Here is a 13508-nt window from a genome sequence, read left to right as displayed (position 1 = left end):
CTCGTCAGGCTGTCCGTGCGGCGTTGTGGTCGGCCTGCTCTGTGCTGCCACTGATCGAACCCATCTTCTCGGCGGTACGCGTCAAGACCCCAGTGTTGCCGGTGTGTTCGGCCGCGACGGGTGGGGCGTCCCTTTCCGGCCACATCTTCCGGTCCCGTAGGACGCGGTCCAGCCGCCGGCCGGTTGCCCGGGCGCGCCGCAGACCTGCCTCGACCCCCTTGTTGAGGAAGATCAGGTCGCAGGCCACCATGGTCAGCGCGAAACTGGTCAGCCCCATCAGGAGCGCGATGGACAGGTGCAGACCGATGGAACCCAGCGCGGCCCAGGGCCGCAGGCTGGGCACCAGGACGCCGAGCGGGAAGTAGACCATGAAGAGGGTGGCACCGTAGGTGCCCGCCATGACCAGCATGTCGTTCTCGTAGAGCAGCCGGGAGACCCCCGGCCACTCGAACTCGGGGATGCGCAGCACGTAGAAGAGGGCCGTGCCGTCCTGCCACATCCTGCCCTGGACCTTGTAGAGGCCGCTGACGACGTAGACCAGGCAGATCTGGCCGGCGACGGCGGCGACGCCCAGGTTGTGCAGCGCGGGCGACAGCGCGCGCACCACGCCCGGTACGCGGCCGGCCCAGCGCCGCACCAGACCGGTGGAGAAGGAGAACCGGTCGTAGCAGTTGGTCAGCAGCAGCATGGGCAGCACGATGTAGGCGAGGTTGTCGCCCCCGTCGAGGATCAGCGGTATGCGCTGGTACACCGACCACAGGAACACCCAGTGCACGGCGAGGACCAGTCGGCCGCCGACCCCGAAGGTGACCGCCAGCGCGGCGATCATGCCCAGGTGGAAGACGAGTTCGAACCACGCCCCCGACGTGCTGAGCGCATACAGGCTGAACGTGCCGTTCTCCTGCACGCCGTCGATGAAGTCCTGCCACAGGTACACGCCGTCCGGGCCGAACAGGTAGTCGCGCTCGCCGTAGTTGCTGGCGTAGAACATGAAGCCGATGAACCCGATCAGGGCCCGTGTCCCGGACACCCCCGCAACGGCGGCGGGGGAGCCGCTCAGGCGGTCCAGCCGCGCGGTGAAGCCGGCGAGCCGGTCCTTCGTCCCCTTCATCGCAGGTCACCCACCTTGAGCCAGTTCAGGTCCTCGGCGTGGACCGGTTCCTTCGCCTCGGGGTCGTTGCGCTTGGACCACGGGCGGAACTCGTGCACGTACAACCGCACCTGGACCTTCTCGGGCTTGCCGTCGCACGCGCCCGGCATCTGCGTGAGGGAGTAGCGGGCCAGGAACCGCACGGCACTCTCCCGGCTGCGCTCCTCGAAGGGGAGGGGAGGCAGGACGGGCTTGTCGCGCTCCGCCTCCTGCTGGCGCACCCGGTTCAGGAACGGGTCCGTGTTCTCCATGGACTGCATTCCGCCGGAGACCAGCCGGGACATGCGCGAGGGAAAGAACCTGTCCTTCTGTGTGCGCTCGATATAGGGATTCGTCACGTCGTAGAAAGGAGTTCGAGTTCCGTCGGGACAGGAGGCCCGGGCGAGAATGCCGCGGTCGTCGGCCAGCGGTTCGGGGGCGAAGAGCAACCAGTCCTGCGTGAAATAGGGGCTGAGCACGGTGTTGGCCTTGTCACCGTATCGGATCTTGGCCGGGCTGAGCGGTGCCTGGGAAAAGGCGGCCAGTGCGAAGTACACGCCCAGAAGGGCAGCGCCGACCAGCAGCGCCGCCCTCCTGGCCACAGAGTGGTCCGTCACTTGTCGAAGATCGATTCGACGGACTCGACCTGCGCGGCGCCGGTCTTGGCCGGAGACGCGCCGAGGCTGGCGATGCGGACCATGTTGCCGACCGAGTTGCGGATGGCCTTGGTGCTGCCCGCGGCCTTGGCGTGGACGTAGCCCTTCTCGGCAGCGCTCTTCGCGGCCTTGCCGGCCTTGGTGGCGGCCTTGCCCACGGCCTTGCCCGCCACCTTCACCAGACCGCCGATGGCGGCCGGCTTCATGGCCGGTTCGGCGTTGACGGCGGCGGCCTGCTGCACCACCGGGGTGGACGGCACGGCCGGCTGGGCCTGGGCCGAGGCCTGGGTGGTCACCACCATGGCAGCCCCGCCCAGTACGAGCGCGGCCGCCGCGATGCCCTTCTTCATTTCTCTCCCCTGTTTCACTTTCTTGGAACGGGTGAATTCCCGCCGGCGCAGGATCCTCGATTACTCGTGTCTCCGGAACCGGCCGGGAACCACCGACATGAGAAATCATTCCATCGCTGCGGTCCTCGTTCCAGGTGCGAGCGCTTCAGCAAGTGGAAGTGACTGGCAGCTTCATGTCACCTTTCGTCAGGCGGCAGCCGCTCAGGTGGCGGCCCTTCCTTTTGGTGCCGCCGGCGGGGCCGATTCCGGTCCCAGTGGCGGTGCCTTACGGATGCCGAATTCCCGGCGCAGCGCCGAACGGGCCGCCAGATAGCCGGACATCCCGTGCACCCCGGGGCCGGGCGGAGTGGACGCCGAGCACAGATACACGCCACGCAGCGGGGTGGTGTAAGGGTCGAGGCGCGCGGTGGGGCGCAGCACGCTCTGGACCAGCGTCATCGCTCCGGCGCCGATGTCGCCGCCCACGTAGTTCGGGTTGTGGTCCTCGTACTCGTGAGCGCTGATACCGCGCTGCGCGAGGACGGTGTCGGAGAAGCCGGGCGCGTACCGCTCGATGCGCGCGCGGACCAGCTCGACGGCGTCGCGGCGGTCCCCGTTCGGCACGTGGGCGTACGCCCACACCGGCCGCTTGCCCGGTACGGCCCGCCCGGGGTCGGCGACCGCCGGGTCGACGACCAGCACGAACGGCTCGTCCGTGGCCGTGCCCCGGGCGGTACGGGTCTCCTGGCGCCACATCTCCGCCTGGGTGCCGCCCAGATGCACGGTACCGGCCCTGCCGACGGCGGGATCGGCCCACGGGACGGGGCCGCTGACGAGGAAGTCGGCCTTGGCGGCGCCGGGACCGTACCGGAATCGGGCCAGGCGGCGCCGGTACCCGGCCGGCAGCCCCGGTGCGACACGCGCGAGGCCCCTGGGCGCCAGGTCCAGCAACACGGCCTTGGGGCTGCCGAGTTCGCGCAGGTCGGTGATGCACCGACCGGTGTGGAACACCCCGCCGTGCGCCCGGATGTCATCGGCCAGTGCCTCGGCCATGCGGGCACTGCCGCCGCGGAGCACGGGCCACCCGCCACTGTGGGCCAGGTGCCCGAGCAGCAGCGCCACCGCGCCCGACGCCAGGCTCGGCAGCGGCCCCACCGCGTGCGCCGCCACCCCGGTCAGCAGGGCGCGGGCCTCCTCGGTGCGAAAGCCGGCCGCGGCCAGCCGGGTTCCGTGCACGAGCGCGCGCCGCGCGAAGGCGGAAGCGGCCGCGAGGTCACCGGGCACCGCCCGTTGCGGCGACAGGACCATGTCGACCACCCCGGCGCTGTGCTCCAGCAGCGGCTCCATCAACCGCCGCCAGCGCGGGCCGTCGGGCCCGAGCCCGGCGCACGTCGCCTCCAGGCCGCGATGGGCCAGCGCGGCCCTTCCGCCGTCCAGCGGATGGGCGTAGCTGACGTCGGGCACCAGTGCCTCGACGCCGCGCGCGGCCAGATCGAAGGCGCGCAGGAAGGGGGAGGCGACGGCCATGGGATGCACGGCCGCGCAGATGTCGTGGGTGATGTCCGAGTCGAACAGCGCTTCGCCGCGCAGTCCGCCGCCGATGCTCCGCGCCTGCTCGTACAGATCGACCCGCAGCCCCGCCCGGGCCATCGTCACCCCGGCCGCCAGACCGTTGGGCCCGGTGCCGACAATCACCACGTCCGGGTCGCTCGCCACACTCTCCCCCGTGCTCCTGGGTGTTGGTACGGAATCGATGGCACCACGGAGAACGCCCTCGGCCTGCGACAACGTCCGCAAGCGGAAGCAGGGGTGCAGCATCGTGTCATTCGTCCGGCGCCTGTTGCCGCTCCTCCGCACGTCCCAGCAGGATGGGTGGACATGAACGGGGAGACGAAGCTCGGGGTCATGTCACGAACGCACCCACTCAGGTACGGCGGCGCGGCCGCGGCGATCCTCGCGGTGCTCCTCCTCGGCACGTCGGCCTGCGCCGGTGAGCCGCAACGGGACACGCGTCCCGACGAGATCTCCTCCGAAGCCGTGGACGGCGTGCGGAAGGCGTCGTCCGTACGCGTGCGGATGGAGCAGACCGGCCCCGAGGCGACGGACATCGACCTCACCATGGACCGCGGTGGCCGGTGCGCGGGCCGGATCACCTCCGTGGACGGCACCGCCGACATCATCAAGATCGGGAAGACCCTCTGGCTCAAGCCGGACGACCGCTTCTGGAGGACGCAGCTCGGCGACGGTGCCGAGCTGCCCCCGGCCTTCGAGAACCGCTATCTGCGCGGCGGCACCGAGCACGCGCAGCTGCGCGACATGGCCGCCCTGTGCGACCTCGACGGCATTCACCGGGCGCTCGCGGAGGAAGTGGGCAAGGGCCCCTTCGTCTGGGCCGAGCCGGTCACTCTCGAAGGCGAGCGGGCCGAGACGGTCAGCGGCAGGGCCGGGTCGGTGGTGATCAGTACGGCCGGCGGCGGGGGCACGTCCGGCCCGGGCACGTCCGGCCCGGTCAGGTTCGTGCAGAGGAACACGGACCGCAACACCGTCACGACGACCTTCACCGACTGGAACCGGCCCGTGTCCGCGAAGGCTCCCGCGCCCGGCGCGAGCATCGACCTGGCCCGGCTCGCCTGAGCGCTCCCGCGACGGCACCCCGGCCCTCGTCGTACGCCCCCGATGGCGCCCTCGGGCAGCCACGGCCCGGGGTGTGTCGCGCAAGCAGCTCCGTCCGCCCGCAGGGCGGAAGGGACTTCACCACGTCCTAGGACCGGAGTCCCTGGTCTCGTCCGTCGAAATCAGGATGTACGGATGAACAGGTGCCTGGGAGCATGACGCTCATGACCCACGCCCACCGAGCTCCGTCCGGCACCTCCGACCCCGCCATAGCGACCGCGGGGCGCACCGACCGTACCGGGCAGCGCATGTGGGCCGTGGTGCTGGCGGCCTGCGCAGGGCAGTTCCTCGTCGTGCTGGACGTGTCCGTCGTCAACACCGCGCTGCCGTCGATGCGGGCCGATCTGGGACTGAGCAGCGCCGGGCTGCAGTGGGTCGTCAACGCGTACTCGATCGTCCTCGCCGGCTTCATGCTGCTCGGCGGACGTGCCGGGGATCTCTACGGCCGCAAGCGGATGTTCCTGCTGGGGCTCGGGGTGTTCACCGTCGCGTCGCTGGCGGGCGGGTTCGCGCAGGAGGGCTGGCAGCTGCTCGCCGCGCGCGCCGGCCAGGGCCTGGGCGCGGCCGTCCTCGCCCCCTCGACACTGACGCTGCTCACCTCGGCCGTCCCGGAGGGCCCCGCCCGTGCCCGGGCCATCGCCACCTGGACCGCCGTCGGCGCGGGCGGCGGGGCGGCGGGCGGGCTCGTCGGCGGGGTGCTCACCGAGACCCTGTCGTGGCGCTGGACGCTGCTGATCAACGTGCCCATCGGGGCGGCCGTCGTCGCCCTCGGCGCGTGGTGGCTCACCGAGAGCCGCGCGGGGGAGCGGCGCCGGCTGGACCTGCCGGGCGCCGTGCTCGTCACGGCGGGGCTCGCCACGCTCGCGTACGGCATCGTGCAGACCGAGCAGGACGGCTGGACCGCTCCCGCGACCCTGCTGCCGCTGAGTGCCGGACTGGTGCTGCTCGGTGTGTTCGTCGCGGTCGAGGCCCGGACGAGGACGCCCCTGATGCCCCTGAAGGTGTTCCGGATGCGGGCGGTGTCGGCGGCGAACGCCGCGATGTTCAGCTGTGGCGCGGCGATGTTCTGCATGTGGTACTTCATGACGCTCTACGCCCAGAACGTGCTGCACTACAGCCCCCTGGCCGCCGGGCTCGCCCTCATGCCCAGCTCGCTCGCGGTCGTCCTCGGCTCCAAGCTCGCCCCGCGGCTGATGCGCGTCGCGGGTGCGCGCCACGTCGCCGTGCTCGGGGTGCTGGTGTCCGCGGCCGGGTTCGGATGGCAGTCCACGATGGACGCACACGGCTCGTACGTGACCGCGATCATGCTCCCGGGCATCGTGATGATGGCGGGCGGGGGCCTGGCGGGCACACCGCTGGCCTCCCTGGCCACCTCGGGCGCCGCGCCGGGTGACGCGGGCCTCGTCTCCGGCCTGATCAACACCTCACGGGTGATGGGCGGGGCGCTCGGTCTCTCCGTGCTCGCCACGGTGGCGGCGGCACGTACCGGCGGGTCGACGACCCCCGAGGCGCTGACGGCCGGGTACGCCCTGGCCTTCCGGACCGGGACGGGCATCCTGCTGGGCGGTGTGCTGATGATGCTGCTGTGGCTGCCGAAGGACCGTGTGCGCCGGGCCTGAACACGGGCGGCGCGCGGCGGGCGCGAGGCGCACGCCGCACGGGCCGTTCGCCGGTTCGGGCCCGTTGCGGAACCAGCCCCGGCACGGTTCAGGCTTGGCGCGGGCCCTCAGGGCCAGCCGCGCACACCCCGCTCCCGCGGGGCCGGCGGACCCGGCTCGGCGCCCGACGCGCCGGCTTCGCCGGGCGCGCCTGACCTGCCCGTCGCACCCGCCTCGGCCGCCGCCAGTGCCGGGTCGACGACCGTCTCCCCGCGCAGCACCCGGCGGATCGCGTCCGCCAGTTCCTCCACCGGGCCGTCCTTGACGAGGAATCCCGCCGCCCCGGCCTCCATCGCCCGCCGCAGCGCGCCGGGGCGCGCGAACGTCGTCAGGATCAGCACCCGGCAGTCCGGCACCTCGTCCCGGAGGAGCGCCGCCGCGTCCAGCCCGCTGAGGCCGGGCAGTTCGATGTCCAGCAGCGCCACGTCGGGCCGGGTGACGAGCGCCGAGTCGACGATCGCGTCACCCGCGGCCACCTGCGCCACGACCTCGATGTCCGTTTCCATGCCGAGCAGCAGCGCGAGGCCGCCGCTCATTCCCTGGTCCTCCGCGAGCAGAACCCTCATGGATGTGCCGGACCGTCGTTCGTGGGGCATTTCGTCCATCGCATCAGGATATGGCCGAAGTGCCCGCCGAGCGCCGGGCGTGGTCATTCGGGTTCCGATGGCGATCCGGCGCGGGCTCCGCGCGGACGGGGCCCGGAGGGGCTCCGCGGGTACGCCGAAGGGGTCGCCCGAGGTCCCCGGACGGCGGCCCGCAGGCCCCTGCGAGCGGCCGGACACACCTATCTGACGTTGCGTCAGTAGCCTTCACAAGTGATGGGGCGTGCGTTATACATAGGGGCCAACCGGCCTAGAACGCGTTCTAGAACAGCCTCGTGGAGCGGCCGGCCCCGTACGGCCTCGGTGCGGCCGACGGTGCGGACGGCCGCACCGAGGTCTTCCACTCCCCCGGGAGCCAAGGAACCAAGGAGCAGCATCCCCATGCCCATCGATGCCGCCAAGGCGATCGCCGCGGAGCCCCGCAGCACCGAGATCAGCTGGGACCACAAGGACATCCAGCTCTACCACCTCGGGCTCGGCGCCGGCGTCCCCGCAACCGATCCCGACGAACTGCGCTACACCCTCGAGTCCCGCCTGCACGTGCTGCCCAGCTTCGCCACCGTCGCGGGAGCGGGCATGGGGGTCGTCGGCGGGCTCTCCGCCCCCGGCATCGACGTCGACCTCGCCGCCGTGCTGCACGGCGGCCAGTCGATCACCCTCCACCGCCCCCTTCCCGTCCGGGGCCGGGCCACCAGCACCTCTCGCGTCGCGGCCGTCCACGACAAGGGCAAGGCCGCGGTCCTCGTCCTGCGCACCGAAGCCGCCGACGGGGACGGGCCCCTGTGGACGAGCGACGCGCAGATCTTCGTCCGGGGAGAGGGCGGCTTCGGCGGTGAGCGCGGCCCCTCCGCCGGCGGCGGGCAGCCGGACCGCGGACCGGACCGGACCGTCGAACGGCCCGTACGCGAGGACCAGGCGCTGCTCTACCGGCTCTCCGGCGACTGGAACCCGCTGCACGCCGACCCGGAGTTCGCGAAGCTCGCCGGCTTCGACCGGCCCATCCTGCACGGCCTGTGCACCTACGGCATGACGCTCAAGGCGATCGTCGACACGGTTCTCGGCGGGGACGTCACGCGGGTCCGCTCGTACGGCACGCGCTTCGCCGGGGTGGTGTTCCCCGGGGAGACCCTGCGCATCCGCATGTGGGCCGGGGAGGGGCGCGTCGGGGCAACGGTGACGGCCGTGGAGCGGGACGACGCACCCGTGCTCTCGGACACCGTCGTCGACCACACCTGATCCGGCGACCGCACCCGACCCGTCGCGCCCGTCTCGACCCGTCGACCACCCCTGACCGTGGTCGGCCGTTCCTGATCCGTCGACCACGCCCGACCCTCCGCGCACCCCGAGCCCGTGAACAGCGAAGCCCGAACCCGAAGCCCGACTCCCGAAGGGGGCGCACCATGCGCGCTGCCGTACTGCACGAGATCGGCCAGGACAAGCTCGACGTCCTCGACGACGTCGAGGCGGTGGGCTTCGGCCCCGGCAAGGTGAGGATCCGGGTCAGGGCGACCGGCCTGTGCCACTCGGACGTCTCCGCGATGAGCGGCGTGCTGCCGCAGCCGGCGCCGTTCATCCCCGGCCACGAGGGCGCGGGGGAGGTGCTCGACGCCGGCGACGGCGTGACCGCCGTCAAGCAGGGCGACCGGGTGCTGATGTGCTGGCTGCCCGCCTGCGGGAGCTGCCCGGCCTGCCGGCGCGGTCAGACCCAGCTCTGCCTCGCCGGGTTCATGAACGCCGGCACGCCCAACTTCAGGCGCCCCGGCGGCGACGTCTTCGGCTTCGCCGGGACCGGCACCTTCGTGGAGGAGGTCGTCGTCGACGCCGGCTGCGCCGTGCCGATCCCCGACGACGTCCCGTACGAGATCGCGGCGCTCATCGGCTGCGGTGTCACCACCGGCCTCGGCGCGGCCATCAACACCGCCCGGGTGGAGGCCGGCTCGTCGGTCGCCGTGATCGGCTGCGGCGGCGTCGGCATCTCCACGATCCAGGGCGCCCGGGTGCAGGGCGCGGCGCAGATCGTCGCCGTCGACCCGGTGGCCTCACGGCGCGAGGCGGCGCTGGCCTTCGGCGCCACCGAGGCCGTCGCGCCGGACGCGCTCGGCGACGCCAAGCAGCGGATCACCGGCGGCGAGGGCTTCGACTACGTCTTCGAGGTCGTCGGCAAGTCGGCGACCGCGAGGACGGCCTACGAGGCGACCCGGCGCGGCGGGACGCTGTGCGTCGTCGGCGCCGGCGCGATGGACGACTTCCTCCAGCTCAACATGTTCGAGCTGTTCTTCGACGAGAAGCGCATCCTGCCGTCGATGTACGGCGGCGGCGACGTGCTCCGCTCCTACGAACGGGCCATCGCGCTCTGGCGCGCCGGCCGGATCGACCTGGAATCGCTCATCACCCACCGGGTGCAGCTCGCGGAGATCAACGAGGCCCTGGACCAGATGCGTACGGGCGAGGCGCTGCGCACCTGCATCGAGATCTGAGGGGATCTGATGTCACTCCCACTCCAGGGCCTGTCCGCGATCGTCACCGGGGCGGGCCGCGGCCTCGGCCGGGCCGAGGCGCTCGAACTCGCCCGGCTCGGCGCGGCGGTCGTCGTCAACGACTACGGGCAGCCGGGCCGCGACGGCTCGGGCGAGGCGTCCGCCGCGCCCGCCGAGCAGGTCGCGGAGGAGATCCGGGCGGCGGGCGGCCGGGCGGTCGCCCACACGGGCGACGTCGCGGACTTCGAGGCCGCCCGGGACCTCGTCGCGCTCGCCACGGGCACGTACGGCACGCTCGACATCCTGGTGAACAACGCGGGCATCCTGCGGGACCGGATGGTCTTCTCCATGAGCGAGGCCGAGTGGGACTCGGTGATCCGGGTCCATCTCAAGGGCCACTTCAACACCACCCACTTCGCCTCGGCGCACTGGCGCGAACGCTCCAAGGCGTCGGGCGGACCGGTGTACGGCCGGATCGTCAACACCTCCTCCGAGGCGTTCCTCGCCGGCTCGGCGGGCCAGCCCAACTACGCCGCGGCCAAGGGCGGCATCGTCGGTCTGACCACCTCGACGGCACTGGCGATGCGGAAGTACGGGGTCACCGCGAACGCGATCTGCCCCCGCGCCCGTACACGCATGACCGAGGACGTCTTCGCCGGGTTCGGCGAACCGACGCCCGGTGAACTCGACCCGCTCGCCCCGGAGCACGTCGCCCCGCTCGTCGGCTACCTCGCCTCACCGGCCGCGTCCCGCATCACCGGTCAGCTCCTCGTCGTCCACGGCGGGATGGTCGCGGTGGTCGACCGCCCGAGGGTCGCGGCGCAGTTCGACTCGGCCAAGGAGACTTTCTCGTACGAGGAGTTGGACGGCGTCCTCGGCCCGTACTACGCGGACCGGGCGCCGGACGAGACGTTCGCGGCGACGGAGGTGCTGTCGCTGAAGCGGGCGTAGGCCCGCGCGGGCGCCGTTCACCGGCGCTGCGGAAGTCGCCCATCTCGTGGGAGCCGCCGCGGAGGTCGCCCAACCTGTCGGAGCCGCCGCCGCCGAAGCCGCCGCCGGAAACGGCTGGAAGCCGCTGCAACCGCTGCAACCGCTGGAGCCGCCGACGCGGCAGGCGCGGCCGCCCCGGCCGGCATGGCTCGAACGGCCGCCGCGTCGGGCCCGACCGGCCGCCCCCTGGCCGAAGACGCGGACGCGCGTGAGGGCCGCCGCGGAGCTTCCGTGGCGGCCCTCACACTCCCGATGCGCCTCGCGGCACCTGCTATGCCGCCTCGTCCTTCGACGGGCGGCGGTGGCGGCCGTGCGCCGGAGACGTCGTGTCCTCCGCAGCAGCGGCGCCGCCCCGGTGCTTGCCGGCGCCGACGGGCTCGGCCTGGTTCGCGGCCGCTCCCTGCGGACGCGCCTGGGTCGTGTCGGTTCGGGCCTCAGACATGTGGGAAAGTCACCCCGTTGTTCCATCGCTGATGTGGTGTCACCGGGGGAGCCGTCACCGTCGGCATCCGGACGGTGCGGCTGCGTAGCCCCCGGCCGCAGAGTCTAACCACGTGCCGCACGCCCCATGAGAGGCGCCTGCTGCAAGGGCACGGGTCTGCACATGGCAGGACTTCCCGCGTCCCCGTACGGTTCCCCACCTGCGCGTTCCGGTTGTGCCGGTTCTGTGGTGGGCGGTGGTGGAAGCGGGTCCTCGGGCGGCTCGAGCCGGGCCACCGCGCACGCCACCGCCTTCGTCGTGCACGGCAGTTGCAGCACCCCTTCCCGGGTCCACAGTCCCGAACCGGCCAACCATCCCTCCGGAGCCCGGAGTTGATGCAGCCGTCGGCCGGCGGGTCGCCAGATCCCCACCCAGGTGCCGGCCGCGGCGTCGATCCGCAGCGCCACCGCGCAGCTCTCCGGTATCAGCACGCGCCCCGGCTGGATCGCGAACGGCGTCACCGCCGCGTCGGGCAGCCGCAGGCACTCCGGGAACCGAACCGGCCGCAGGCTCCCGAGCACCCCCCAGCCCAGCCGGTCGTGGCCCGCCGCGTCCGAGCGGATCATCAGCAGCCCGCTCTCCGCGTCGGCGAGCAGGAGCCGGTCGTTGCTGTCCTCCGTGATCTGCAGCAGCGGCGTCACCTCGCCGCCCCGCTCCAGGTCGACCACCACGGCCTTGGTGATTCCGTCCTGCTCGCGGTCCAGTGCCAGCATCCGGCCCGTGCGGTCCAGCCACACCCCTCCCGAACAGCGGCCGGGCACCTCCGCCACCCGCTCGGGCCCGAACGCCCCGCCCGCCACCAGCCACACGGCCGTGGAACTCTCGCCGGGCGCCAGCGCAAAGGCGCAGGTGCCGTCCGGCGCGGGCGGGAGCAGTCGCAGCTCCGCCGACTCCACGGAACCCAGCGGCAGTTCGCCCGTGCCCGGACCCGTGGGATAGAGCAGCGAGAACGAGCGGAGCCCCGCCACCCGCCGGTGGACCAGCACCCGGCCGTCGGCGAGCGGGGCCACCTCCGTGTCCTGCTCCTCGGGCTGGCCGAGCGGCAGCGGCACCGCGTACGGCTCCGGACCGTCGAGCGTCCACCGCTCGGCGAACAGGGCGTCTCCGCGCCCCGCGAGGCGCGCGGCGTAGCTGCCGCCCGCGCCGACCGTGAGCGCCGCCCGCGGGGCGGGCCGTACGGCCTCGTGCTCCGCGGCTTCCTCGATGGCACACGCTGTCATCGGATGGTCACCTCCGGCCATCGAAGCTAGTTTTCGTACTTCCAGCCGAACCCCGCGAGCCGGTTCACTTCACACATATGGATGGCCGAATCCGGATTTGCCTGAGGGAGGGGTGGCCGTTGTGCTGCCGAGGCCGGCGGTTAAGGTAAGGCCCGCCTAAGTCGGACCGTCCCGGTCCGCTTGTGTCCCCCTTTCGCGCCTACTCGCCACCGCAGGAGCACCGATGTCCCCACGCCGCCGCGGCACCGTCGCCGCCGTCTCCCTCGTCGCCGCGCTCACCCTCGCGGCCTGCGGAAACGGCAGCGGCGACGGCGCCGACAGGACCAAGGCCGACGACGGCGGCAAGAAGTCCGTCGCGCAGGGCGGCAAGGACTTCGGCGACGCGGCGGCGAAGACCGCGGCGATGGGCACGGACGCCAAGGCCGGCGAGTTCCCGCGCACGCTCACCCACGCCATGGGCACCACCGAACTGAAGGCCGCCCCCAAGCGCGTCGTCGTCCTCGACGTCGGTGAGCTTGACAACGTTGTTTCGCTCGGCGTCGAGCCCGTCGGCTACGCCCCGGCCGAGGGTGACGACGGCATCCCCTCGTACCTGAGGAAGGACGCCGGCAGCCCCACGAGCGTCGGCACCATCAACAACCTCAACCTCGAGGCCATCGCGCAGCTCAAGCCCGACCTGATCCTCGGCAGCCGGCTCCGCGCCGCCGACAAGTACAAGGAGCTCTCGCAGATCGCTCCGACCGTCTTCTCCATCCGCCCGGGCTTCACCTGGAAGGAGAACTACCGCCTCAACGCCGCCGCCCTGGACCGCACGGCGGTCGCCGAGGCCAAGCTCGGCGCGTACGAGAAGAACGCCGCACGGCTCGGCACCGACATCGGCGCGGACAAGCCGACCGTCTCGATGGTCCGCTACATGCCGGACCGGATCCGTCTGTACGCCAAGGCCTCCTTCATCGGCACCATCCTCGAGGACGCCGGGCTGCCGCGGCCCGCGAACCAGCAGATCGACGATCTGGCCACGGAGATCAGCCCGGAGAAGATCGACGAGGCCGACGCCGACTGGATCTTCACCGGCGTCTACGGCGACCCGGCGAAGACCAAGCGCGAGACCGCCCGGTCCAACCCGCTCTGGAAGAACCTGAAGGCGGTCAAGGGCGGGCAGGCCCAGGACGTCCCGGACGAGACCTGGTACCTCGGGCTCGGCGTCACCGCCGCCGAGGAGGTCCTCGCCGACCTCAGGGGCTACCTGGTCAAGTAGGTCCCCGGGGCACCCGGCGCCGGACGGCGGGGCAC

The 13508-nt window shown here is 72.4% G+C and carries 12 protein-coding genes and 1 pseudogene; 6 read left to right on the top strand and 7 right to left on the bottom strand.

The genetic code is table 11. The features are described from left to right. Window positions 1-4: 4 nt before the first annotated feature. The 4 genes from QRN89_RS10195 to QRN89_RS10180 all read right to left on the bottom strand — a co-directional run bounded on the left by QRN89_RS10195 (window position 5) and on the right by QRN89_RS10180 (window position 3830). Entirely contained in the window at window positions 5-1111 is a 1107-nt protein-coding gene (locus QRN89_RS10195; protein WP_290349040.1) for an HTTM domain-containing protein, read from the bottom strand. Next, the gene (locus QRN89_RS10190) at window positions 1108-1746 is read right to left on the bottom strand and encodes a DUF5819 family protein (protein ID WP_290349039.1); all 639 of its coding nucleotides are present in this window, start codon (window positions 1744-1746) and stop codon (window positions 1108-1110) included. The genes QRN89_RS10195 and QRN89_RS10190 overlap by 4 nt, the downstream gene beginning before the upstream one ends. Beyond that, window positions 1743-2135 (bottom strand): hypothetical protein, encoded by a 393-nt coding sequence (locus tag QRN89_RS10185; RefSeq protein WP_093659417.1) that lies wholly within the window; start codon window positions 2133-2135, stop codon window positions 1743-1745. Before QRN89_RS10185 ends, QRN89_RS10190 begins: the two co-directional genes overlap by 4 nt. 201 nt (window positions 2136-2336) lie before the next feature. Further along, window positions 2337-3830, bottom strand: coding sequence for a phytoene desaturase family protein (locus QRN89_RS10180; protein ID WP_290349038.1), 1494 nt, complete (start codon window positions 3828-3830; stop codon window positions 2337-2339). 189 nt (window positions 3831-4019) lie between these two features. Here QRN89_RS10180 and QRN89_RS10175 point away from each other — a divergent pair, with 189 nt between their 5' ends. Next, the gene (locus tag QRN89_RS10175) at window positions 4020-4748 is read left to right on the top strand and encodes a hypothetical protein (RefSeq protein ID WP_290349037.1); all 729 of its coding nucleotides are present in this window, start codon (window positions 4020-4022) and stop codon (window positions 4746-4748) included. Between the two features lie 194 nt (window positions 4749-4942). Further along, entirely contained in the window at window positions 4943-6406 is a 1464-nt protein-coding gene (locus QRN89_RS10170; protein WP_290349036.1) for an MFS transporter, read from the top strand. 134 nt (window positions 6407-6540) lie between these two features. Here QRN89_RS10170 and QRN89_RS10165 read toward each other — a convergent pair. Further along, window positions 6541-7050 (bottom strand): annotated as a pseudogene (locus tag QRN89_RS10165) (response regulator); the annotation flags it as partial. Window positions 7051-7428: 378 nt separating this feature from the next. Between QRN89_RS10165 and QRN89_RS10160 the strand changes: the two are divergent. The 3 genes from QRN89_RS10160 (at window position 7429) to QRN89_RS10150 (ending at window position 10475) form a co-directional block, all read left to right on the top strand. Further along, window positions 7429-8283 (top strand): MaoC/PaaZ C-terminal domain-containing protein, encoded by an 855-nt coding sequence (locus QRN89_RS10160; RefSeq protein ID WP_290349035.1) that lies wholly within the window; start codon window positions 7429-7431, stop codon window positions 8281-8283. 164 nt (window positions 8284-8447) lie between these two features. Continuing rightward, on the top strand, window positions 8448-9524 hold the full coding sequence (locus QRN89_RS10155) for a Zn-dependent alcohol dehydrogenase (protein WP_290349034.1): 1077 nt from the start codon (window positions 8448-8450) through the stop codon (window positions 9522-9524). A gap of 9 nt (window positions 9525-9533) precedes the next feature. After that, complete coding sequence (locus QRN89_RS10150; RefSeq protein WP_290349033.1) at window positions 9534-10475, top strand: 3-oxoacyl-ACP reductase; 942 nt, start codon at window positions 9534-9536, stop codon at window positions 10473-10475. 310 nt (window positions 10476-10785) lie between these two features. Here QRN89_RS10150 and QRN89_RS10145 read toward each other — a convergent pair whose 3' ends face one another. Both QRN89_RS10145 and QRN89_RS10140 read right to left on the bottom strand, forming a co-directional pair. After that, a complete protein-coding gene (locus QRN89_RS10145; RefSeq protein WP_290349032.1) occupies window positions 10786-10956 on the bottom strand; it encodes a hypothetical protein in 171 nt (56 codons plus the stop codon). Between the two features lie 104 nt (window positions 10957-11060). Further along, window positions 11061-12215, bottom strand: coding sequence for a hypothetical protein (locus QRN89_RS10140; RefSeq protein ID WP_290349031.1), 1155 nt, complete (start codon window positions 12213-12215; stop codon window positions 11061-11063). A 223-nt stretch (window positions 12216-12438) separates the two neighbouring features. Here QRN89_RS10140 and QRN89_RS10135 point away from each other — a divergent pair, with 223 nt between their 5' ends. Then, complete coding sequence (locus QRN89_RS10135; protein ID WP_290349030.1) at window positions 12439-13473, top strand: ABC transporter substrate-binding protein; 1035 nt, start codon at window positions 12439-12441, stop codon at window positions 13471-13473. Window positions 13474-13508 lie beyond the last annotated feature (35 nt).

Origin of the sequence: Streptomyces sp. HUAS CB01 (assembly GCF_030406905.1) — a bacterium.
Lineage (GTDB): Bacteria > Actinomycetota > Actinomycetes > Streptomycetales > Streptomycetaceae > Streptomyces > Streptomyces chengbuensis.
The sequence above is the reverse complement of the archived record's forward strand: the minus strand, read 5'-3'. Positions and strand labels throughout refer to the sequence as shown.